General features: G+C 71.8%; 15 protein-coding genes. 8 read left to right on the top strand and 7 right to left on the bottom strand.

What is annotated here, in order from left to right; all coding sequences use genetic code 11:
* Positions 1 to 2: 2 nt before the first annotated feature.
* Positions 3 to 1,517, bottom strand: a complete 1,515-nt coding sequence (locus tag ASG28_RS08370; RefSeq protein ID WP_055977260.1) for an aminopeptidase P family protein — start codon at positions 1,515 to 1,517, stop codon at positions 3 to 5.
* A 46-nt stretch (positions 1,518 to 1,563) separates the two neighbouring features.
* Positions 1,564 to 2,595: an endonuclease/exonuclease/phosphatase family protein gene (locus tag ASG28_RS08365; protein WP_055974015.1), complete on the bottom strand. Its 1,032-nt coding sequence runs from the start codon at positions 2,593 to 2,595 to the stop codon at positions 1,564 to 1,566.
* A gap of 83 nt (positions 2,596 to 2,678) precedes the next feature.
* Here ASG28_RS08365 and ASG28_RS08360 point away from each other — a divergent pair, with 83 nt between their 5' ends.
* On the top strand, positions 2,679 to 3,533 hold the full coding sequence (locus tag ASG28_RS08360) for a PHP domain-containing protein (protein WP_055977257.1): 855 nt from the start codon (positions 2,679 to 2,681) through the stop codon (positions 3,531 to 3,533).
* Positions 3,534 to 3,644: 111 nt separating this feature from the next.
* Here ASG28_RS08360 and ASG28_RS08355 read toward each other — a convergent pair whose 3' ends face one another.
* Positions 3,645 to 5,096: a DEAD/DEAH box helicase gene (locus ASG28_RS08355; protein WP_055974011.1), complete on the bottom strand. Its 1,452-nt coding sequence runs from the start codon at positions 5,094 to 5,096 to the stop codon at positions 3,645 to 3,647.
* An 84-nt stretch (positions 5,097 to 5,180) separates the two neighbouring features.
* Here ASG28_RS08355 and ASG28_RS08350 point away from each other — a divergent pair, with 84 nt between their 5' ends.
* Positions 5,181 to 5,900, top strand: a complete 720-nt coding sequence (locus ASG28_RS08350) for a ferritin-like fold-containing protein (RefSeq protein WP_082454752.1) — start codon at positions 5,181 to 5,183, stop codon at positions 5,898 to 5,900.
* A gap of 88 nt (positions 5,901 to 5,988) precedes the next feature.
* On the opposite strand, the gene ASG28_RS08345 is transcribed toward ASG28_RS08350, so the two are convergent.
* Both ASG28_RS08345 and ASG28_RS08340 read right to left on the bottom strand, forming a co-directional pair.
* On the bottom strand, positions 5,989 to 6,285 hold the full coding sequence (locus tag ASG28_RS08345; RefSeq protein WP_200925274.1) for a hypothetical protein: 297 nt from the start codon (positions 6,283 to 6,285) through the stop codon (positions 5,989 to 5,991).
* 2 nt (positions 6,286 to 6,287) lie between these two features.
* Entirely contained in the window at positions 6,288 to 6,512 is a 225-nt protein-coding gene (locus ASG28_RS08340; protein WP_043595511.1) for a DUF3107 domain-containing protein, read from the bottom strand.
* A gap of 131 nt (positions 6,513 to 6,643) precedes the next feature.
* Between ASG28_RS08340 and ASG28_RS08335 the strand changes: the two genes are divergently transcribed.
* Together ASG28_RS08335 and ASG28_RS08330 are read left to right on the top strand one after the other, a co-directional pair.
* A complete protein-coding gene (locus ASG28_RS08335; protein WP_055974008.1) occupies positions 6,644 to 9,835 on the top strand; it encodes a UrvD/REP family ATP-dependent DNA helicase in 3,192 nt (1,063 codons plus the stop codon).
* A complete protein-coding gene (locus tag ASG28_RS08330; RefSeq protein WP_200925271.1) occupies positions 9,832 to 13,164 on the top strand; it encodes a UvrD-helicase domain-containing protein in 3,333 nt (1,110 codons plus the stop codon). The genes ASG28_RS08335 and ASG28_RS08330 overlap by 4 nt, the downstream gene beginning before the upstream one ends.
* Here ASG28_RS08330 and ASG28_RS08325 read toward each other — a convergent pair.
* Positions 13,155 to 14,156 carry a phosphotransferase gene (locus tag ASG28_RS08325; protein WP_055974006.1) on the bottom strand — a complete coding sequence of 334 codons (1,002 nt, stop codon included), beginning with the start codon at positions 14,154 to 14,156 and terminating at the stop codon, positions 13,155 to 13,157. The two genes, ASG28_RS08330 and ASG28_RS08325, sit on opposite strands and share 10 nt — an antisense overlap.
* Positions 14,157 to 14,230: 74 nt before the next feature.
* On the opposite strand from ASG28_RS08325, the gene nudC reads away from it, so the two are divergent.
* Positions 14,231 to 15,163: an NAD(+) diphosphatase gene (nudC, locus tag ASG28_RS08320; protein WP_157485677.1), complete on the top strand. Its 933-nt coding sequence runs from the start codon at positions 14,231 to 14,233 to the stop codon at positions 15,161 to 15,163.
* A complete protein-coding gene (locus ASG28_RS08315) occupies positions 15,160 to 16,872 on the top strand; it encodes an ATP-dependent helicase (RefSeq protein ID WP_055974000.1) in 1,713 nt (570 codons plus the stop codon). The genes nudC and ASG28_RS08315 overlap by 4 nt, the downstream gene beginning before the upstream one ends.
* An 812-nt stretch (positions 16,873 to 17,684) precedes the next feature.
* Here the strand turns inward: ASG28_RS08315 and ASG28_RS08310 are convergent.
* On the bottom strand, positions 17,685 to 19,079 hold the full coding sequence (locus ASG28_RS08310; RefSeq protein ID WP_054145312.1) for a zinc-dependent metalloprotease: 1,395 nt from the start codon (positions 19,077 to 19,079) through the stop codon (positions 17,685 to 17,687).
* Positions 19,080 to 19,201: 122 nt separating this feature from the next.
* Here ASG28_RS08310 and ASG28_RS08305 point away from each other — a divergent pair, with 122 nt between their 5' ends.
* Both ASG28_RS08305 and ASG28_RS08300 read left to right on the top strand, forming a co-directional pair.
* Positions 19,202 to 20,314, top strand: coding sequence for a YlbL family protein (locus ASG28_RS08305; protein ID WP_055973997.1), 1,113 nt, complete (start codon positions 19,202 to 19,204; stop codon positions 20,312 to 20,314).
* Positions 20,315 to 20,459: 145 nt separating this feature from the next.
* Positions 20,460 to 23,366 carry a UPF0182 family membrane protein gene (locus ASG28_RS08300; protein ID WP_442855988.1) on the top strand — a complete coding sequence of 969 codons (2,907 nt, stop codon included), beginning with the start codon at positions 20,460 to 20,462 and terminating at the stop codon, positions 23,364 to 23,366.
* Positions 23,367 to 23,475 lie beyond the last annotated feature (109 nt).

Genomic DNA, 23,475 nt, shown 5'->3' with positions numbered 1-23,475 from the left:
CCTCAGTCGCGCGAGATCCACGCCTCGACGTCGGCGACCGTGCGGGGGATGCCGACCGACAGGTTCTCGGCACCGTCGGCGGTCACGAGGATGTCGTCCTCGATGCGGACGCCGATGCCGCGGAACTCTTCCGGGACGGTGAGGTCGTCGGGCTGGAAGTACAGGCCGGGCTCGATCGTGAACACCATGCCGGGCTCGAGCACGCCGTCGAGGTAGAGGTCGCGGCGGGCGGCGGCGCAGTCGTGCACGTCGATGCCGAGGTGGTGGCTCGTGCCGTGCACCATGTAGCGGCGGTGGTACTGGTGGTCGGGCTTCAGCGACTCGTCGGCGGAGACCGGCAGGAAGCCCCATTCGGCCGTGCGCTCGGCGATGACCTTCATGGCCGTCGCGTGGATCTCGCGGAACGCGATGCCCGGGCGCACGATCGCGAACGCCGCGTCGGCCGCCTCGAGCACGGCCTCGTAGACCAGGCGCTGCACGTCGGTGAACCGGCCCGAGACGGGCAGCGTGCGGGTGATGTCGGCCGTGTAGAGGCTGTCGAGCTCGATGCCGGCGTCGATCAGGATGAGGTCGCCGTCGCGCACGACGCCGTCGTTGCGGGTCCAGTGCAGGACGCAGGCGTGGTCGCCGGACGCGGCGATCGTGTCGTAGCCGACCGTGTTGCCGTCGGCGCGGGCGCGACGGTTGAAGGTGCCCTCGACGAGGCGTTCGCCGCGCGGGTGCGCGACGATGTCGTCGAAGTCGGCGATCACGTCGGTGAAGCCCTTGCCCGTCACCGTCACCGCCTGGCGCATCTGGGCGACCTCGTACGCGTCCTTGACGAGCCGCAGCTCGCTCAGGTCGCGGGCGAGGTGGGCCGAGGTCGCCCGCCCGGGGGTGCCGTCGTCGTCGGGGGTCACGTCGCCCGCCGCCGAGGCGGGGGACTGCTCGGCTGCGGCCTCGACGACGGCATCGACACGACGGGTCAGGTCGGGGTCGGCTTCGCGGACGACGAGGGTCTCGGCGTCGACCGTGCTGACCACGGCCTCGAAGTCGGCCAGGTCACGCGTGGCGAGACCCAGGTCGGCGGCGACCTGCGTCAACGAGGGGCGTGGCCCGATCCAGAACTCGCCGATCTCGGGGTTGGCGTAGAACTCGTCCGAGTCGCGTCCGGCGCTCGCGCGAAGGTACAGGGTGGCGTCGTGACCGTCGGCCGTGGGCTCGAGCACGAGCACCGAACCGGGCACGGTGTCGGAACCCCAGCCCGTCAGGTGCGAGAACGCCGAGTGCGCGCGGAAGGGGTAGTCGCAGTCGTTCGAGCGGACCTTCGAGGAGCCGGCCGGCACGACCAGGCGGGTGCCCGGGTGCAGCGCGGACAGTCGTGCGCGGCGGTCGGCGGCGAACGGCGCCTGCTCACGCGGCTCGGGCAGGACGTCCGGGCGGTCGGCCCACTGCGACGAGATGTAGTCCTTGAACGTGTCCGACCCGGGGGTGGTGGAGCGGTTGGTGGTCGCGCGCGGCGCCTTCTGATCTGCCATGCCCACCATTGTCCCGCCAAACGGGCCGGACGCCCAGTCGGCGGGGTCAGGCCCCCGTGCGACTGAGCTGGGCGACGACCGGACGGTGGTCGCTGCCGGCGTCGTCGAGCTCGGTCACGACCCGGAAGCCGGTCGGCAGCCACTGCTCGGTCGCCATGACGTGGTCGATCGGGGCGCCGAGGAGGGGAGGGACGTCGGTCGGCCAGGTGCCGACCCCGGCGTTGGCGGTCGCCTCGGCGGCGTCACGGCAGGCGCCGAGGGCCCCGCCGTCGGAACCGAGCCCGGCCATGTGGTCGAGCGTGGCGTTGAAGTCGCCCGCCATGATGACGTCGCCCGACCGGCAGACGTCGGCGAGGTACCCGAGGCCGGCGCGCCACTGCCCCATGTGATCGGGCGTCGGCGACACGGGGTGGGCGGCGACGATCGTGGGACCCTCGCCCGACACGGGCGTCGCGACGACCGTCGGGAGCACGGGTGTCGTGCGCGCGTCGGTGGTGCCGTCGTCTCCGACCGCGACCTGGTAGTCGCCGAGCGCGGCGCTGATCAGCAGGGTCGTCGAGCGGCCGCTCGCGATCTGGTCGTAGGCCACCGTGTGCACCCACATGGGCTTGCCGGCGGCGGCCATGGCCTCGGCGACGGCGACGCCGACCTCCTGTCGGGTCTCGGGGAGGGCGATCACGTCGGCGCCGACCTCGGTCGCGAGGGCGACCACGGCGTCGGCCCCGGTCGCCGCGCCGAGCGTGTTCCACGACAGGACGGTGACGTCGGTGGGCGTCTTCTCGACGAAGTCGGTGCGGCCGAGGCCTCGAGCCGTCACGACGCCGGCCGAGAGGACGCCGAAGACGAGCAGCAGCACGGCCGCACTCGCCGTCAACGACCGGATCGGTCGGGCGATCAGGCCGAGCACGAGCAGCAGCACCGTCAGGACGATCGCCACGGCCGCGGCGACGAGGCGGAACGACACGACCTGAGCGACCGGGAAGACGCGCTGCAGCCCGACGGCCTGGGGCCAGAGGGCGGCCACCAGCACGGCGGCGACGGCGAGGACGAAGACGAGGGCGACGAGACGACGGATCATGGCCACTGGAGCCTAGGGGAACCCCCGACCGCAGGTCGGGCGCCGCACGGACGGCTCGGATGCGCGCCGCCTACGATGGGGGGATGCCCACGCGCCTGGTCGATCTGCACACTCACTCGAGCGTGTCGGACGGCACCGAGGCGCCCGCCGCGTTGATCGCGTCGGCCGTGCGGGCGGGGCTCGACACCGTCGCCCTGACCGACCACGACAGCACCGCCGGCTGGTCCGAGGCCTCGGCCGCCGTCGCCGGGACGGGGCTCACCCTCGTCCCCGGCATGGAGCTCAGCACCCGGCTCGGCTTGAACAGCGTGCACATGCTCGGCTACCTCTTCGACCCCGCGCACCCGGGTCTGGTCGCCGAGACGGCCCGCCTCCGCGACAGTCGCCTGCACCGCGCCGAGCGCATCGTCGAGCGCATCGCCGCCGACTACGACCTCACCTGGGGCGACGTCCTCGCGCAGGCCAGCTCGGGGGCGACGCTGGGCCGGCCGCACATCGCCGACGCCCTCGTCGCGAAGGGCTACGCACCCGACCGCAGCGCCGCGTTCGCGGGCATCCTGCACTGGCGGTCCGGGTACTACGAACCGCACGAGGCACCCAGCCCCCTGATCGGCGTCCGACTGATCCGCGACGCCGGGGGAGTCCCCGTCATCGCCCACCCCGCGACCCGGGGGCGCGAGCCCAACGTCTCGAGCGAGGGCTTCGAGGCCCTGGTCGACGCCGGCCTGCTCGGCGTCGAGATCGACCACCGCGAGAACACCACGGCGGGCAAGGCGCGACTGCTCGAGCTCGCCCGGCGGCACGACCTCATCGTGACCGGGTCGAGCGACTACCACGGCGACGGCAAGCCCAACCGGCTGGGCGAGAACACCACGGCTCCCGAGCAACTCGACCGGATCGTCGACGCGGCGACCGGGTGGGTGCCCGTCCGGGGCTGAGCCGAGCCGCGCCTTCTCGTCCCGGACGGCGACGTCCCGGACGGCGACGGGCCGGACGCACGAGACCCCCTCGCCGCGAACGGTCGAGGGGGTCTCGGTGAGGGTCGAGCGTCAGCCCTGGGGCTGCGACGACGAGTCGCCCGCCGGGCGGCGGCGACGGTTGCGGCTGCGCTTGCGCGGGGCCTCACCCGTGGCCTCGTCGGCCGGAGCGGCCGCGTCGGATGCCTGTGCGGCACCGCGGCCCGTGGCCGAGGGTTCACCCGAGGTCCGCACGGGGGCGTCGCCGCGACCGCGACCGCGACCCCTGTCTCGGTCACCCTGCGGGCCACCGGTGCGCTCGCGCGAGCCGGCCGAACCCGCCTTGACCGCCGACAGGGAGGTCGCGCGCAGGCGCCCCTTGGTGCCGGCGGGGATGTCGAGGTCGGTGAAGAGGTGCGGGCTCGACGAGTAGGTCTCGACCGGTTCGGGCTGACCCATGTCGAGGGCCCGGTTGATCAGGGCCCACTTGTGCAGGTCGTCCCAGTCGACGAACGTCACGGCGATGCCGGTCTTGCCCGCACGGCCGGTGCGGCCGGCGCGGTGCAGGTACGTGTCGTGGTCGTCGGGCACGGTGTGGTTGATCACGTGCGTGACGTCGTTCACGTCGATGCCGCGGGCCGCGACGTCGGTCGCGATCAGGATGTCCTTCTTGCCCGCCTTGAAGGCGGCCATGGCGCGCTCGCGCTGCTCTTGGTTGAGGTCGCCGTGGACGGCGGCCGCGTTGAAGCCACGATCGTTCAGCTCTTCGACGAGCTTGGCGGCCGCGCGCTTGGTGCGGGTGAAGACGACGGTCTTGCCACGACCCTCGGCCTGGAGGATGCGCGCGATCACCTCGTCCTTGTCGAGCGAGTGGGCGCGGTAGACGACGTGCTTGATGTTCGCCTGCGTGAGGCCCTCGTCGGGGTCGGTCGCGCGGATGTGGATCGGCTTCGACATGAAGCGGCGGGCCAGCGCCACGATGGGGCCGGGCATCGTCGCCGAGAACAACATGGTGTGACGGGTGGCCGGAACCTGCTGGAAGATCTTCTCGATGTCGCTGAGGAAGCCCAGGTCGAGCATCTTGTCGGCCTCGTCGAGCACGACCTCTTGCACCTCTTTGAGGTTCAGGAGGCGCTGGCCGGCCAGGTCGAGGAGGCGCCCGGGGGTGCCCACGACGATCTGCGCGCCGGCCTTGAGCTGCTCGACCTGGCCCTCGTAGGCCTTGCCGCCGTAGATGCTGACGATCTTGGTGGCACGGTTCGCGGTGGCGACCTCGAGGTCGTCGGCCACCTGGACGCAGAGTTCGCGGGTGGGGACGACGACGAGCACCTTGACGCCGGGGGCCGGGTCGAGGCCGATGCGCTGGATGATCGGGAGGCCGAAGCCGAAGGTCTTGCCGGTGCCCGTCTTGGCCTGGCCGATGATGTCTTGGCCGGCGAGGGCGAGGGGGATGGTCTGGGTCTGGATGGGGAAAGGTTCGAGGATCCCCTTCGACGCCAGAGCGTCGACCATGTCGGGGTCGATCGCGAGGTCAGTGAATGTCAAAGTGTTGCCCTGTCTCATATAGGGGGATGCGAGGAGTTTAGCCCGTCGCGACGGGCGGCCCCTCGGACCCCGTAAGATGTGGGCGTGGTGTCCTGGCCCGGTCGAGGTGCGAAACGCGGCGTCCCGTCCCTGCAGTGGCCGCGGCCCGTGTCGAAGCCGACCCCCGCGGCGCGGGTCGAGCTCGACCAGTTCACCCCTGACCTGTTGGTCTTCCTGGGGCACGCGGCCTACCTCGAGCTCGCGCTCTTCGAGACTCTCGGACGATCGTCGGCGTTCGCCCCCGACGTCCGTGCGAAGGAGACCACCGGTCGCATCGCCGAGACGACGTTGGCACGACACCGTGGCCTGGTGGCCGAGATCGAACGGTCGGGGCACGACGCCACCGAGTCGATGGAACCCCACATCGCCGCGATCGACGAATTCCGGGCTCGGACCGAAGGCACGGACTGGTACGAGGCGATCCTCGCGGACTACGTCGCGGCGGGCCTGCTCAACGACGTGTTCGTCCGGCTGGCGGCCGGGCTGCCCGCCGACCACCACAAGCGCATCGTGGCGGTGCTCAAGGCCCACGACGACGCACCGCTCGTCGTCCGAGAGCTCTCGGCGGCCATCGAGGCCGACCCGCGCCTGGCGTCTCGGCTGGCCCTCTGGGGGCGCAGGCTGGTGGGCGACACCCTGTTGGTCGCGCGCGCTGCCGTCTCGGCGTCGCACGTGTCGGCGGACGACGAGCGTCTCGAGCCGGTCTTCACCGAACTCATCGCCGCCCACACCCGCCGCATGGACGCCCTCGGGCTCACCGCCTGAGTCGTTCCCGCGGGGCCGGCTCCGGGGAGACCCGTCGCGGGTGCGCGGGTGGACCTCACACCAGAGGCGGCCGACCGGAGGTTCGGTGTCAGGATGCGGAGCGCACCAGGCGGGCGAAGTGCTCACTGTCTCGTGCCCGACGACGGACGGCCGCGACGCGGCAGACCACGAAGGCAGCGACGGCCGGGAGGACGAGCCCCACGACCCAGATCCAGCCGCCGTCCGCGGGCCACCCCGCCCAGGTGAGGGCCTCCCACACGATCGCCGCCACGACGGCACCGGAGGCCGGCGCGAGCAGGACGCCGCGGGTGTCGGCGTCGGGCAGCGCGTAGTGGAGGACGAACCCGAGGATGGCGCCGCCCAGGACGACGAAGAGGAGTTCCACGGCTAGCTGACGAACCCGACCTTGCGGCTCTCTTCGCTGCCGACCTCGACGTAGGCGAGCGACGCGGTGGGGACCAGGTAGGTCTTGCCCTTGGAGTCGGCGAGGGTGACGTACGACTTGCCGCCGTCGAGCGCGTCGCCGACGACCTTCTCGACCTCGTCGGCGGTCTGCGCCGTCTCGAAGCTGATCTCACGGGGGCTGTTGGTGATGCCGATGCGAATGTCCACGTGGTCACGATAACCGACCTCGCCGCCCCGGCTCTGCACGTTCACTGTCGGCGCACAGGCGGTTGCCCCTCGGGCCGTCGCCCGCGCACCGGACCGACCTCGATGTCGGTGCGAGCCGGTAGCGTCGGGACATGGCCTCGACCGTCTCCCCGCCCCTCCCGGGGCCCACGCGAGCCGTGGTGCCGACGGCTCTCGACGACTCGCAGCGAGCCGTGCTCGACCTCCCCGACGGGCGGTCGGCGGCCGTCCTGGGTGCCCCGGGTTCGGGCAAGACCCGCACGCTCGTCGAGTTCGTGGTGGACCGGGTCGAGGTGCGCGCGTGGGGCCCGGCGGCCGTGATGGCGCTGGCGCCGACGCGGTCGACGGCCACGACCCTGCGCGACGTGATCGCGTCGCGGCTCACCGTCCCCACCCCGGGACCCCTGGCCCGCACCGTCTCGTCGCTCGCGTTCGACGTGGTCGGCCACGCGGCGCGACTCGTCGGCCTCCCCGCACCGACCCTCCTCACCGGGGGCGATCAGGACAGCATCGTCCGATCCCTGCTCGAAGGGCACGAGCTCGACGGGACGGGGCCGTCCTGGCCCGACGGGCTCGGCCCGACCGTGCGTCGGCTCCGCGGGTTCCGGACGGAGCTGCGTGAGGTCCTCATGCGGTCGACCGAGCACCGCATCGGGTCCGAGGGGCTCCGACGTGCCGCCGAACGGGCCGACCGGCCCGAATGGGCGGCGGTGGCCGACTTCCGCGACGAGTACCTGGGCGTGCTCGACGCGGCCCGGGGGCGGCACCTCGACTCGGCCGAGCTCGTCGACTACGCCGTCGCCGCCCTCGACCGCGGCGAGACCGCCCCGGCCGTCGACGGACTGCGGGTCGTCCTCGTCGACGACGCGCAAGAAGCGACCGAGTCGACCGTGGCGCTGTTGCGCGCCCTGACCCGGCGGGGCGTCGCCGTGATCGCGTTCGGCGACCCCGACCTGTCGACCAGCGCGTTCCGGGGCGGTACGCCGGACGTGCTCGGCCGGCTCGGCCCCCGGCTCGGCCTGTCCGACGTCGAGACGCTCTACCTCTCGACGGCCCACCGCCACCAGCCGCCGCTGCGGGATCTCGTGCAGCGCGTCACCTCCCGGATCGGGACGGCCGGCGCCGGTCGTCAGCACGCCGCGGTGGCTGCGCCGGTGGCCGAGCCCTCCGAGCTCGGCGACGGGTCCGACTCCCCGGTGCCCCCGATCGTCACCGTCCGGGCCGACAGGCCGACCCACGAAGTGGCGTCGGTGGCCCGACTCCTGCGCGAGCACCACCTGGTCCGCGGGGTGCCGTGGTCGCGCATGATGGTCGTCGTCCGCAGCGGCGGGCAGGTGGCCGGCGTCGCGCGGGGGCTGCAGCTCGCCGAGGTGCCGACCCGCACCTCCGTCGCCGGACGCGCCGTTCGCGACGAGCACGCGGCGCGTCACCTGTTGCTCGCCGCTTCCGTGGCCGTCGGACGCGACGAGCTCACCGTCGAGCTCGCGACCGAGTTGCTGCTGGGGCCTCTCGCCGGCTTCGACCCGCTCTCGCTGCGACGCCTGAGGCTCGCTCTGCGCGCCGACGAGCTCGGGGCGGGCGGCGTCCGCTCGGCCGACGACCTGCTCGTGGAGGCCCTCGAGGGGGCCGGTCGGTTCGTCACGATCGACTCGAGGTTCGCGGCCCGTGCCGGGCGATTCTCGTCCAGCCTGGACGCGGCCCGTCGTGCCGCCGCGACCGGTGCGAGCATCGAAGAAGTGCTCTGGGGCCTGTGGGAGCGCAGCGGACTCGCGGCCGAATGGTCGGCGCGGAGCGACGGTCACGGCATCGTCGCCGCCGAGGCCGACCGTCACCTCGACGGCGTCGTCGCGCTGTTCACGGCCGCCAAGCGCTTCGTCGAACGCACCCCCGAGGCGCCGGCCGGGGCCTTCCTCGACTCGTTGCTCGGGGCCGAGGTGCCCGAAGACACGCTCTCGCCACAGGCGACGGCCGAGACGGTGCTGGTCTGTTCACCGTCGAACGCCGTCGGAGTCGAGGTCGACGTGGTCGTCGCCGCGCGCCTGCAGGACGGCGTGTGGCCGAACCTCCGCATCCGTGGCGGGCTGCTCGCGCCCGACGAACTCGTCGCCCTGGCCGAGCGCGGTCTGCTCCGGGGCGGCCCGTCCGACGACCGTGACGACGAGCCGGCCGCCCCCTCCGACGCCCGGGCCGCGGTGCTGTCCGACGAGTTGCGCATGTTCGCCCTCACGGTGTCACGCGCCACCCGGCAGGTCGTGCTCTCCTGCACCTCGAACGACGACGAGGGCCCCTCGCCGTTCTTCCGGCTGCTGCCCGACGGCTGCCCGGAAGCCCCCGCCGGGCACCCCCTGTCGCTCCGAGGGCTCGTGGGGCACCTCCGGCACGTGCTCGTCTCGTCGCCTCACGGCCCCCGGGCAGACGACGCGGTCGAGGCGTTGGCCCGACTCGCCCACGAGGGCGTGGCCGGGGCGTCCCCGGACGACTGGTACGGGCTGCTCGAGCCGACCACCGTCGAGCCGCTCATCGACCTCGACGCCCCCGAGGCCCACGTCCCCGTGTCGCCGTCGCAACTCGGGTCGTTCGAAGAATGCCCCCTGCACTGGTTCGTCGACCGGTTCGGCGGCTCCCCTCCCAACGCGGCGATGGGTCTCGGCACGGTGCTGCACGACGTCATGGAGCACGCCGAGGGCACGGACGTCGACTCGCTCTGGCGGGCGGTCGAGGCACGCTGGCCCGAGCTCGAGTTCGAGTCGGCCTGGATCGCCGAGTCCGAGAAACACCGGGCGCGCGACATGACCGAGAGCCTCTCCTCCTACCTGCGGGACTTCGAGGCGTCGGGTGGCAGCCTCCTCGGAGCCGAGTCGACCTTCACCCTCGACATCGGGCCGGCTCGTCTGCGCGGGTCGATCGACCGGGTCGAGCGCACCCGCGAGGGCGCCGCCGTCATCGTCGACCTCAAGACGGGGCGGTCGGCCCCGACGTCGCCCCAGGCCGTGGCCGAGCACCCGCAGTTGGGCAGCTATCAGGTCGCCCTCGCCGACGGCGCGGTCGAGGCCGTGCCCGAGGGCACACCCCCCGGTGGGGCGAAGCTCGTCATCGTGTCGTCGGGCGTCCGGGGCAAGCTGTACCGAGAGCCGGCCCAGGGGGCGTTCGACGACGACCGACTCGCGGCCTTCCGGGCACGGGTCGTCGACGCGGCCGAGCACATGGCGGGACGGGTCTTCGTCGCCCGCCTCGACGACCACTGCGAGGGCCGCCACGGTGGATCGTGCCGCATCCACGTGGTGGGCGAGGTGAGCGGCTCGTGACGGCCGAGGGCCGGGCCGCACCGGCGGGTGCGGATGACGGGAGCGGCGTCGGCGACACGACCCGCGCCTCCTCGTCCCTGCTCGGAGCGGCCGAGATCGCCGAGGCACTCGGGCTGCCCACCCCGACCCCCGAGCAGCAGGCCGTCATCGAGGCCCCACTCGAGCCCGCCCTCGTGGTGGCGGGCGCCGGCAGCGGCAAGACCGAGACCATGGCCAACCGCGTGGTGTGGCTGCTCGCCAACCGCCTCGTCGGCGTCTCGCAGGTGCTCGGCTTGACCTTCACCCGCAAGGCCGCCGGTGAGCTCGGTGAGCGCATCGAGCGGCGCATCGCCCAGCTCGCCGCCGTCGGACTGCTCGGCGACGAGGCCGACCCGTTCGACGTGCCCACCGTCTCGACCTACAACGCGTTCGCCAACGCGATCTTCCGGGACAACGCGCTGCGGGTGGGTCGCGAGAGCGAGTCGCAGGTGCTCGGCGACGCGTCGGCCTGGCAGTTGGCGCGCTCACTCGTCGTGGGAAGCCACGACGAGCGCCTCGCCGGGCTCGGCCGCAGCGTCGACGGCATCACCGAGGCCGTCCTCCGCCTGAGCCACGCCCTCAGCGAGAACGTCACCGGGCCCGAGCCCGTGGCGCGCCTGGCCGACCGGTTCCTCGACCTCGCGAGTCTGCCGTCGACCAAGGGCAGCGCCTACAAGTCGGTCGTCGACGCCGTCGGCGCGGTGTCGGCCCTCCCGCCGCTGCTCGACCTCGCCGCGGCCTTCGCCGACGAGAAGGCCCGTCGCGGCCTCGTCGAGTACTCCGACCAGGTGGCCCTGGCCCTCGAGGTCTGCGACACGGCTCCGAGCGTCGTGGCCGAGCTGCGCGACCGCTACCGCGTCGTGCTCCTCGACGAATACCAGGACACCAGCGTCGTGCAGACCACCTTGCTGTCCCGCCTCTTCGAGGGCACCGGGGTCATGGCGGTCGGCGACCCCCACCAGTCCATCTACGGGTTCCGGGGGGCCAGCGCCGCGAACCTCGGACGGTTCCCGGTGGACTTCGGGGCCCGACCCGACGCCGTGTTCAGCCTCTCGACGAGCTGGCGCAACGCCTCGCGCGTTCTCGACGCCGCCAACACGGTCGTGGCCGAGCTCGCACGGTCCGCCGGTGCGGTCGTCGGCGAGCTGCGCCCCCGGCCGGGTGCTCCCGAGGGTCGTGTCGAGCTGCTCTTCGACCAGACGCTGCCGGGTGAGGCCGACCAGGTCGCGGCGTGGCTGCAGCGAGAGCTGGCCCTCCCCACGGTGGTCGACCGCGAGCCCGCCCGCCGGACGGCGGCGTTGCTCTTCCGGTCGAAGAAGACCATGCCCGTCTTCGTCGAGGCACTGGCCGCGCGCGGGGTGCCATACCACGTGCTCGGCGTCGGCGGTCTCCTGCAACGCCCCGAGGTCGTCGACCTCGTGTCCTGCCTCCGGGTGCTGCACGACCCGTCGGCCGGTTCCGAGGCGATCCGTCTGATGGCCGGGGCCCGATGGCGGATCGGCGTGCGAGACATCGCGCGGTTGCGCGACGTCGCCTCGTGGCTCTTCTCGCACGACCACGCCCAGCAGCGCCTCGACGACGACGTCGCCGCCGGGTTCCGGGCGTCGGTGGCCGCCGGCGAGCACGGGTCCATCGTCGACGCCCTGGACTTCGTGGCCACGGCACCCCTGACCCATCGTCAGCTCGCCGAGTTCAGCGACGAAGGACTCGTGCGCCTGAGGCGGTTGGGCTCGCACCTCGCGTTCCTCCGGGGCCGCACCGGGCTCGACCTCGTCGATCTGGTCACGCTGGTCGAGCACGAGATGCTGCTCGACGTCGAGGTGGCGGCGGCCACCGGGGCGCCCTCGGGCGGTGCCTGGTTGCAGGCTTTCGAAGACGAACTGGCCGGGTACGTCGCGACCGACGAGAACGCCGGGCTCGGGGGCTTCCTGTCGTGGCTGGCGGCAGCCGAGCGTCGTGACGACATGGGGCCGCGGTCCGAGCAGGCCGAGCGGGGTACCGTCCAATTGCTGACCATCCACGGGTCCAAGGGGCTCGAGTGGGACGTCGTGGCGGTGCCCCGGCTGGTCGAGGGCGAGTTGCCCGGCACGTCGCGCGAGGGCGTGGGGTGGCTCGGTTTCGGCGAACTGCCGTACGAGTTCCGCGGCGACGCGGCCGAGTTGCCGGTCCTCGGCTGGCGGGGCGTCGCCGACCAGAAAGAGTTCGACCAGTCGCTGAAGGCGTTCAAGGACGAGCTCGTCGTCCGACACCAGGCCGAAGAGCGGCGGCTGGCCTACGTCGCGCTCACCCGTGCCCGTGACGCCCTGCTCGTGAGCGGTTCCTTCTGGACGAGTGCCGTGCGCCCTCGTCCGGCGAGCCGGTTCGTCGTCGAGCTGGCCGAGAGAGGACTCGTGCCGATCGGTGACCTGCCCGAGCGACCCGACGACGACGAGAACCCCCTGGCCGCCGCATCCCGCGAGCTCAGCTGGCCGCTCGACCCCCTGGGCCAGCGCCGTGCGGTCGTCGAGGACGCGGCGGCACGGGTCGCCGCGGCCGTGGACCGGCGCTCACGAGACGAGCCCGCCGACACGGAGCGGCCACGGCCCCGGTCGAGATGGTCGTCCGACATCGACCTGCTGCTGCTCGAGCGCGACGCCGCGCGAGCGGGCGCCGGGGCGGTTCCCCTGCCGCAGCGCATCCCCGCCTCACGGTTCAAGGACTACGTCGACGACCCGGCCGCGGTCGCCGCCGCCCTCCGTCGCCCCCTGCCCGAACGGCCCTACCGGGCCACCCGCCTCGGCACGCTGTTCCACGAGTGGGTGGAAGAGCGCTTCCGACCGACGGGCCGTGCCGAGACCCTCGACGCCTGGGGAGACGAGAGCGATCTCGACGACGAGCGGGTCGGCTCACCCGGGTCCGGGCCGGTCGACCCCGACGACGCGAGGAGGTTCGAGCACCTGGTCACGACCTTCGAGCGCTCGGCCTGGGCGACCCTCGAGCCCACCGACGTCGAGCTCGAGATCCACCTCCCCCTGGGCAATCGCACCGTCATCTGCAAGATCGACGCCGTGTTCGAACGCGACGGCCGGTTCGAGGTCGTCGACTGGAAGACGGGCAAAGCGCCCACCGACGACGCCGATCTCGAGCTCAAGCAGCTCCAACTGGCGCTCTACCGCGAGGCCTACGCCCAGTTCACGGGCATCCCGGCCGACAGGATCGACGCGGTCTTCTACTTCGTGGCCGACGACGTGGTGCTGCGGCCCCGGCACGTGGCCGACCGCCGTGAACTGGTCGAGCTCTGGCAGCGGGTCGAGGCGTCGTCTCAGACGTGACGGCGCTCGGTCGCCTCGAGCAGGTCCTCGACGCCGTCGACGTCGAGGGCGGCGGTCGATCCCGAGCCGATGCCGGCCCGTCGATCACCGGGCAACGAGTCGACGAGCTTCGTCATCATCTCGACGGCGTCGTCGACGACCGACGTGTTCTTGGTGCCGGTGCCGTGCAGCAGCCACTTCGCCAGGTCGAGTTCGCGGTACAGGGTCGCCCGGTGCCGCAGCTGGTGGTCGCTCGTGCCGCGGGCGGTGTTGTAGGCGTCGAACGCCGCGTCGACCGCCGTCGGGCTCGGGGCGCCGAGCAACCAGGCCAGGTCGCGGGCGGGGTCGCCGACCTGCAGGTCGTGCCAGCCGAGCACGCCGCTGACGGTGTCGCCGAGGACGAGCACCGAACCGGCGTCGAGGGAGCCGTTGACCACCGTCGGCTGGAACTGCCACAGCACCGAGTCCTGGATGGCGGCCTCCCAGCGCTCGAGCAGCGCGGCGGGCAGCAGGCGCGTCGAGGCCGCGCGATCGACCAGCGCCGCCGAGGAGCGCATGGCCTCGAACGGTGTGTGGCTGGTCAGGCCGGCGTCGGTCACGAAGCTCGTCGGCAGCGAGTGGATCGCCGCCACGGCACGGCCCAGCGCCGTGGGCAGGTCGCTGGTCGCGGTCAGTCGCGAGATCGACAGGTGCTCGCCGGGGACGACGTCGTAGACGATGCCGCGCGTGCGACCGATCGGCGCCTGGCCGCGGTAGGCGGGTACGTCGAACGAGAGCCGCCCGCGGACGCCTGCGCTCAGCGCGCGCAAGGCGTCGAGGTCGGCCGATTGCTCGGCCTCGGCTCGTTGCGACCGGGGGACACGGACGATGCAGTGCTCTCCGGCGCGGCCGTCGACGAGTGCGGAGTCGAAGTCGCCACCCGTCTCGCTGCCGTGGCGTGACGCGCGCGTGACCTCCAGGTCCGCGACGGCGGCCGTGGCCAGCGCGGCTAGAGTGAGATGAGATCTGGCCATGCCCTCAGGGTAGGCCGCCGCACGCGATGCCCTGCCGTGCGCCACGCTGTCAACTCGCGATGATTGGTCGTCCGATGTCCTCGCCGCTCACGTCCCGGCTCCCGTTGTCCCGCCACCAGGTCGACCGTGACTACCTCACCCGCGAGCGCGCCGGGGTCGTCGACGAACTGCTCGCCTCGGCGGCCACCCGTGTGCTGCCGGTCTGGCGGGGACGCACGCTCATGGCGTCGGCGGATTCGCTGGCCCTGCTGCCGGCCTCGTCGGTCCCGCCCGCCGACGACTACGTCTACCTCGGCGTCTCGAAAGACCCGTCGGCCGCCGAACCCGTGGGCACGCCCCTCCTGGCGGCGCTCCTCGACGACGAGCGCGCGAAGTCGCTCGCGGCCGACGACTCGGCCTGGGGCAGCCCGCGAGTGTCGGGCACGGCGTTGAGCGCGCGCGACGCCGGCCTGGCCGTCGAGGCCGTCGCCGTGGCGAACTGGCACGACTCCCACCGGTTCTCGCCGCGGACCGGTCGGCGACTGGTCACCGACAAGGCGGGCTGGGTGCGTCGAGACCCTGACGACGGCCACGAGATCTTCCCCCGGACCGACCCCGCGATCATCGTCGGCGTGACCGATGCCGACGACCGCCTCCTGCTCGGTTCGAACGCCCTGTGGGAGCAGAACCGTTACTCGTTGCTGGCGGGCTTCGTCGAGCCCGGCGAATCGCTCGAGCACGCCGTGCAGCGCGAGATCTTCGAGGAGTCCGGCATCAACGTCGTGTCGCCCCGTTACCTGGGTTCGCAGCCCTGGCCGTTCCCGGCGAGCCTCATGCTCGGCTTCCGGGCCGAGGTCGACACCGACGATCCCGGCACGCTCACCCCCGACGGTGCCGAGATCCTCGACCTGCGCTGGTTCAGCCGCGACGAGCTCGTCGCGGGCCTCGGCGACATCGTCCTGCCCGGGCGCACGTCCATCGCCCGCGCGATCATCGAGGACTGGTTCGGCGGCGAGATCGACCAGTGACCGAGGCCGCCGACCTGATCGCGGGGCTCGACGAGCAGCAGCGCCGGGCGGCGTCGAAACTGCTCGGTCCCGTGTGCCTGCTCGCGGGTGCCGGGACGGGCAAGACCCGCGCCATCACCCACCGCATCGCGTACGGCGTCGCCACGGGTGTCTACGCCCCGAACCGCGTCATGGCGCTCACCTTCACCTCACGTGCGGCCGCCGAACTGCGTGGTCGGTTGCGTCACCTGGGTGCCGGGGGAGTCTCGGCGCGCACCTTCCACGCCTCGGCCCTGTCCCAGCTGTCCTATTTCTGGCCGCAGACGATGGGCGGTCAGATGCCGCGCCTCCTCGACAGCAAGGCCAAGGCACTCGCCCACGCCGCCGAGTCCTTGCGTCTGAAAATCGACACTGCGGCCTTGCGGGATCTCGCGGCCGAGATCGAGTGGCGGAAGGTCTCGCGGCTCACCCTCGAGGACTACGCGAAGGCCCTGCCGGGCAGGTCGCTGCCGCCGTCGATCAGCGTCGAGAAGGCCGTCGACCTGCACCGTGCCTACGAGGCCGTCAAGGACGAACGGCGCCAGCTCGACTTCGAGGACGTGCTGCTCGCGACGGTCGGCATGCTCGAGCTCGAGCCGCGCGTGGCCCAGCAGGTGCACGAGCAGTACCGCTTCTTCGTCGTGGACGAGTACCAGGACGTCTCGCCCCTCCAACAAGACCTGCTCGACCTCTGGCTCGGCGGTCGGAACGACCTCTGCGTCGTCGGCGACGCCAGCCAGACCATCTACTCGTTCGCGGGTGCGTCGTCGGACTACCTGCTCGGGTTCGGCGCGCGGTACGACGACGCCACGGTCGTCCGTCTCGAGCAGAACTACCGATCGTCGCGGCAGATCGTCGACACGGCCAACCAGCTCATGCGGGGTCGGCCGGGGGCGTTGCACCTCCACCCGGCCGTCGAGACGACGGGTCCCGTGCCACCCGTGACCGAGTACGCCAGCGATTCGGCCGAGGCCCGGGGCATCGCCGAGACGATCGCCGACGAGATCCGCTCGGGCGTCGCCCCGGAAGAGATCGCCGTGCTGTACCGGGTCAACGTCCAGGCCGCGGCGATCGAGCGCGCGCTCGCCGACGTCGGCGTGTCGACCCGCATCCACGGTGCGACGCGGTTCTTCGAGCTGCGCGAGGTGAAAGAGGCCCTGATGATGATGAAGGGCGCGGCGGTCAGCATCGTGGGCGAGCCGCTCTTCAAGACCGTCAGTGACGTCCTGCGGTCGCTCGGCTGGACGCAGGACGCTCCCGACCAGAGAGGCGCGATACGCGACCGCTGGGAGTCCTTGAACACGATCATGGGCCTGGCCGAGGCGTCGGCGCCCGGGACGACCCTCCGCCAGTTCGTCGACGAGCTCTTCGCCCGCCAGGCCGGGCAACACGAGCCGACGATGGCCGCGGTCACCCTGGCGACGTTGCACTCGGCCAAGGGACTCGAATGGCGCAGCGTGTACCTGATCGGTCTCAGCGAGGGCCTCGTCCCGATCAGCTACGCGAAGGACGACGCGGCGATCGACGAGGAACGCCGCCTCTTGTACGTCGGCGTCACGAGGGCGCGTGAGCGGCTGCGGCTGTCGTGGAGCCGGTCGGGGCAGGGGCGCGGCGGCGAACGGCGCGTGAGCCGGTTCGTGGAAGAGCTGCGCACCCGCACTCCGGGTGGGGCGGCACGTTCGCGCGAGTGACGAGACCCTCGACGATCGAGATCGACTCGACCTCGGAGTCCTCGGGTGTACCGGTCGCGCCGCTCAGACGCGACCACAGACGGCGGGCGGCTCTCGTGGCGACCTCGTGGACGGACAGCAGCGGAGGCGCGGTGAGGGGACGAGCGCTCAGCTGACCGGCGATCGCGGGCCAGGCGCGGTCGGCCTCACCGGCGTGGAGGTCGAGACACCGGGCGCAGGCCGTCGTGCCGGGCACCGTCACGGGGCCGATCCGCGCGTGACGATCGCCCAGTCGCACCACGAGGTGCGTCAGGTCGGACCTCACCCACTCTCGGACCACCCCGGGGTCGACGACGTGCCCGCCGACCAGGACGCCCGTGGCGTTCCTCGGCGGAGGCAGATCGGCGTGGGCCCGGCGGACGTCGGCCCCGCAGGAGCCCAGGAGGCGCGCGACGGCATCGGCCACGGGGCCCGGCCCGCCGACGACGACGGTCGGCGGGACGATCGGCTCGGTGTCGCCGCCCAGCGCGGGTCGCAAGCGCTCGACCGAGGCCTCGACCGCGGCGCGGTCGACACCGAGGTGGGCGACGAGGGTGGGCAGGCCGCCTGCTCCGTGGCCCGCGGCGACGGCGGCGACCACCCGCTCGTCGAGCCTGCTGACCGGACTCAGGACGAGCGTCGGACGGTCGACGCCGACCTGGAGGGTCGACGGATCGCGCCAGACGACGGGGGTGCGGGGATCGAGGACGAGGGGCATCGTCCGATCATGTCGTGGAGCCGGGGCGGATCAGGGGTTGTGCACAGGTGACCGCGTGCCGAGGGGACGCGGGGTGTCAGGACCGGGGTGCGTCCGGGTCGGGCCCCGACCCGTCGGGCTCGATCGCCGACCCGTCGTCGCCCTCGCGTGGGCGGTCGTCGGTCGTGTCGTCGAGCAGGTCCTGGATGGCCTGGTCGACGTCGTCGAAGGCGGGTTCGTTCGACGTCAGTCGGGCCACGAGGGCCTGGGGGTCGTCGACGTCGGCACTGGTGGGCACGATGTCCGGGTGCGACCAGAGGTCGTCGCGACGTTCGGCCCCGACGGCGTCGGACACGGTCTGCCAGAGGACGGCCGCCTCGCGGAGGCGTCGCGGCCGCAGTTCGAGGCCGACCAGGGTGGAGAAGGCCGACTCGGCCGGCCCGCCGGCAGCGCGCCGCCGGCGCACCGTCTCGGCGATCGCCGCGGACTTCGGGAGGCGCGCCGTGGCCTGGGCGGTCACCACGTCGACCCAGCCCTCGATCAGGGCCAGGGTCGTCTCGAGGCGGGCGAGTGCGGCGAGCTGCTCGTCGGTCTTCGGAGGGATGAGGGCACCACTCTTCATCGCCTCTTGCAGTTCGCCGGGGTTCGAGGGATCGAAGTCGACCGCGAGTTCTTCGAGCCGGGACGTGTCGATGCGGATGCCCTGGGCGAACTCGCGGATGGACGAGATGAGGTGCAGCCGCAGCCATCGCGCGTGGCGGAACAGGCGGGCGTGGGCGAGCTCGCGGACCGCCAGATAGAGCTGCACCTGGTCGGCCTCGATGTCGAGGCCCTCGCCGAAGGCGGCGACGTTCTGGGGGAGCAGCGCGGCCTGCTGCTCGTCGAGCAGGGGGATGCCGACGTCGCCGCCGGACACGACCTCGGTCGAGAGCTGGCCCACGACCTGACCGAGCTGCATGGCGAAGAGTGTGCCGCCGACGCTGCGCATGACCTGGCTCGCCCCGGCGAGCATCGAGCGCATCTCTTCGGGAGCCTGCTCGCTGAGGACGCCGGTGAGGGAGTCGGCGATCGACGTGGCCACGGGCTCGGCGAGCTGGCTCCACACGGGCATGGTCAGGCGGGCCCACTCGGCCCGGGTCACCAGGCGGGGCGTGGCGGTGAGCTCGGCCACGAACGTGACGTCGTCGAGCCACAGTGCGGCGACGTGGAAGGCCTGCTCGTGGGCGGCGGTCTCGGCCGCGGTCGGCGCGACGGCGGTCTGGGTGCCCACGGCGGTCGCCTGTTCGGTGGCGATCGACCAGTCGATGCCGTCACCGCTGCTGTTGACGGCGTTCTGCAGCTGGCTCATGAGTCGTGCCACGAAGGCCGGGTCGTCGGGCAGCCCCGCGGCCCCGGCGAGCTGTGACGGATCGATGTCGGAACCGCCGGACAGGAACTGCCGCAGCATGTCACGGAACTCGTCCTCAGGCCCGCGCGGCGAATCATCGGTCATGCTGACTACGCTAGCTGCTGGCCGCACGAAGATCCTGGGATTCGGCCACCGCCCCGGGGCCGGCGCTCCGCTCGTGGCGAACGCGACCCGCGCCTCCCCGGCCGATCCCGAAAGGACCCTCCGTGGCCTTCTTCACGCCCCCGCGCACCTCCCCGTCGACCGCTCGCCGTGCGAGCCGGGTCGGCTGGCCCCTCCTGGGTGTGGCCGTCGTCTCGGCGGTCGTCCTGAGCCTGCTCCCGGGGCCGTACCTGATCGAACAGCCCGGCCCGGTGTTCGACACCCTGGGCAGCGCCGACTACGAGGGCTCGTCCCAACCCCTCATCACCGTCTCGGGCCACGAGACCTACCCCACCGCGGGCACGCTCGACCTCCTGACCGTCAGCGTCCAGGGCAACCAGGACGTCCGGCCGGGGTGGGTCGACGTCGTCCGTGCCTGGGCGGATCGCAGCCGTTCGGTGATCCCGGTCGAGGCCGTGTACCCGTCGGGGGTGTCGAACGACCAGGTCGACGAGCAGAACGCCGTGGACATGCAGAACTCGCAGAAGTCCGCCATCGCCGCGGCGTTGATCCACGAGGGGTACGCCATCCCCAGCGCCGTGACCGTCAGCCAGGTCTCCCCGGGCAGCCCGGCCGAGGGCGTCCTGCGCGAGGGCGACGTCCTGGTCAGCGTCAACGGCACGAGTCTCGCCACCGACGCGGACGTGGACGTCCTCCGCGGCCTCGTGGCGGCGAACGGTGCGTCGACGCCGGCCGAGGTCGTCGTCGACCGGGCAGGGACGAGCGTGACCGAGCAGGTCACCCCGCAAGAGGTCGACGGCACGCCGCTGCTCGGGGTCGGGGTCAGCGTCGACTACACGTACCCCTTCGACGTGACGCTGAAGCTCGACCAGGTCGGCGGACCGAGCGCCGGCATGATGTTCGCGCTCGGGATCATCGACAAGACGACTCCGGGCGAGCTCACCGGCGGCGAGAAGGTCGCGGGCACGGGCACCATCACGGCGTCGGGCGAGGTGGGCGCCATCGGGGGCATCCGGCAGAAGCTCTACGGTGCTCGTGACGCCGGGGCGACCGTCTTCCTCGCGCCGTCCACGAACTGCACCGAGGTCGTCGGGAACGTGCCCTCCGGGTTGGACGTCTACTCCGTCGCCACGCTGGACGACGCGGTCACGGCGCTCGAGACGGTCGCGGGCGGGGGCGACACGTCGTCGCTGCCCACCTGCACGGCCGGTCGATAGCGTTCGTGCAGCCCGCGCAAAGCTGAGAAGGGGACGCTGGGTCGGCCAGGCTCGACACGTAGGATGGCGGTCCACGTCCCCGTCAGCCAGGAGCACACCCTTGACGTCACCCGCATCGTCGCGAACCGCACGACGCTCGCCCCGATTGCCCGTCCTGGTCACGGTGGCCGTCCTCGCCGCCCTGGTCATCGCCTTCTTCATCTTCTCGTCGCTGCTGACGGACTACCTCTGGTACCAGCAGCTCGGGTTCACGGGGGTGCTGACGACGCAGTGGATCTCCCGCCTCGTCATGTTCGCGGTGGGCTTCGTGGCGATGGCGGTGCCGGTCTACGTCAGCATCGAGGTGGCCTTCCGGTTCCGCCCCGTGTACGCCAAGTTGAACTCGCAGCTCGATCGTTACCAGCAGGTCATCGAGCCCCTGCGTCGTGCCGTCGTCATCGGTGTCCCCGCCGTGCTCGGCCTCTTCGCCGGCATCGCCACGTCGACGCAGTGGCAGACCGTCCTCGAGTGGATCAACCGCACCCCCTTCGGCCAGACCGACGCGCAGTTCGGGCTCGACATCGGGTTCTACGTCTTCGAACTGCCGCTGTACCAGGCCGCGGTCGGCTTCGCCTCGGCCGTCGTCCTCATCGCCGGCATCGCCGCCGTCGCGACCAGCTACCTCTACGGCGCGCTGCGCTTCACCGGGCGGGAGGTGCGCATCTCGAAGGTCGCGCGCATCCAGCTGGCCGTCACCGCCGCCGTCTACCTCCTGCTGCAGGGCGTCAGCCTCTGGCTCGACCAGTACGCGACGTTGTCCGACGGCACGAACAAGCTGCTCACGGGCGCCACGTACACCGACGTCAACGCGGGCATCCCCGGCAAGCAGATCCTCGCCGGCATCGCCGTCGTCGTCGCGATCCTCTTCATCGTGACCGCGATCGTCGGTCGCTGGCGCCTGCCGGTCATCGGCACGGCCGCGCTCATCATCATCAGCATCATCGTCGGTGGCATCTATCCCTGGATCGTCCAACGGTTCACGGTCGAGCCCAGCGAGCGGACGGTCGAGTCGCCGTACATCGAGCGCAACATCCAGGCGACGCGTGAGGCGTACGGCGTGGCCGACGTCGAGGAGCAGACCTACGACGCGAAGTCCGACGCCGAGGCCGGCGCCCTGGCCGGCGACGCCGTCACCACCGCCAACATCCGCATCATCGACCCCGCCCTCGTGACCGACGCCTTCGCCCAGTTGCAGCAGTACCGCCAGTACTACAGCTTCCCCGAGCAGCTCGCGGTCGACCGGTACACCATCGACGGCAACGTGCAAGACACGGTCATCGCCGTGCGCGAGCTGAACACCTCGCAGCTCGGCAACTCGGCCACCCCCTACAACACGACCTTCGTCTACACCCACGGCTACGGCGTGGTGGCGGCGTACGGCAACCAGCGGTCGGCGGACGGCCAGCCCGTCTTCCTCGAGTCCGGCATCCCCGTGACGGGCGCTCTCGGCGACGCCGGTGACTACGAGCCGCGGATCTACTTCGGCCAGGAGTCGCCGACCTACTCGATCGTGGGTGGCGACGGTGGCAACGACATCGAGCTCGACTACCCGTCCGGCAGCAACGACAACGGCACGAACGAGACGACGACCTTCGAGGGCAACGGTGGGCCCAAGCTCGACAACGTCTTCAAGAAGCTCATCTACGCCATCAAGTTCCAGTCCGAGCAGATCTTCCTGTCCGACGCGGTGAACGACCAGTCGCAGATCCTCTACGACCGCGACCCCACCGAGCGCGTCCAGAAGGTGGCTCCCTACCTCACCATCGACAGTGCGCCCTACCCCTCCGTCGTCGACGGCAAGGTGGTCTGGATCGTCGACGGATACACGACGACGAACGAGTACCCGTACTCGAAGCCGCAGGCGTTGTCCGACGCGATCGCCGACACGTACAACGACCGCCCGGTGTACGCGTCGAACAACATCAACTACATCCGCAACTCGGTGAAGGCCACGGTCGACGCCTACGACGGCTCGGTCAAGCTCTACGCGTGGGACACCAGCGACCCGATCCTGCAGACGTACGACAAGATCTTCCCGACCACGCTGTCACCCCTGAGCGACATGTCCGCCGAGCTGCTCCAGCACGTTCGTTACCCGCAAGACATGTTCAAAGTGCAGCGTGCGATCCTCGGCACGTACCACGTGACGGACGCCGACTCGTTCTACTCGAGCGACGACGCCTGGGTCACACCCAACGAGCCGACGAGCAACGCGCAGAACCCGCCGTTGCAGCCTCCGTACTACTTGACGCTGCAGCTGCCCGACCAAGACCCGGCGTTCTCCATCTATTCGACCTACATCCCGCAGCAGTCGGGTGAGAACGCGCGCAACGTCCTGACGGGCTACCTCGCGGCGAACGCCGATGCGGGGTCGACGCCAGGCGAGATCTCGTCGGACTACGGCAAGCTCACGTTGCTGGCCCTGCCGCGCACCGACACGTTGCCCGGCCCCGGACAGGTGCAGAACAACTTCAACACCGACACCGCGGTGGCGAACCAGCTCGCACTCCTCACCCGGGGCGACACGAGCGTCGTCCGTGGCAACCTGCTGACCCTGCCGGTCGGTGGCGGTCTGCTCTACGTGCAGCCGATCTACGTGAAGTCGAACTCCGAGACGTCGTACCCGGTCCTGCAGCGCATCCTGGTGTCGTTCGGCGACAAGATCGCCTTCGAGGACACCCTCGACGGCGCCCTCGACTCGCTGTTCGGTGGCAACTCGGGAGCGACGGCCGGAGACAACGGCGTACCGACCACGGGTGACGGCACCGACGGCACCGGAACGGGCACGGACACCGGCGACGGGGCGACCGACGGGGGCACGGCGACGCCCGACACCGGTGACACGGGGGCGGGTACCGACAACGCAGCGCTCGACCAGGCCCTGGCCGACGCACAGCAGGCCCTGACCGACCGTGCCGCGGCCTACGCCGAGAACGACCTGGTGGCGGCAGCGGAAGCCGACACGCGCCTCCAGACCGCCCTCGAGGACGCAGTCGCAGCCAGCGGTCAGTAGTCACGCGACAGGCAAGACGACGAACCCCCTCCCGGCACGCCGGGAGGGGGTTCGTCGTGGAGGGGGCGATGTGACGGTCGCCTCCGGGGGGCTCGATTGGACGGCGCCC

It is taken from the genome of Frigoribacterium sp. Leaf415, from assembly GCF_001424645.1.
Lineage (GTDB): Bacteria > Actinomycetota > Actinomycetes > Actinomycetales > Microbacteriaceae > Frigoribacterium.
The sequence above is the reverse complement of the archived record's forward strand: the minus strand, read 5'-3'. Positions and strand labels throughout refer to the sequence as shown.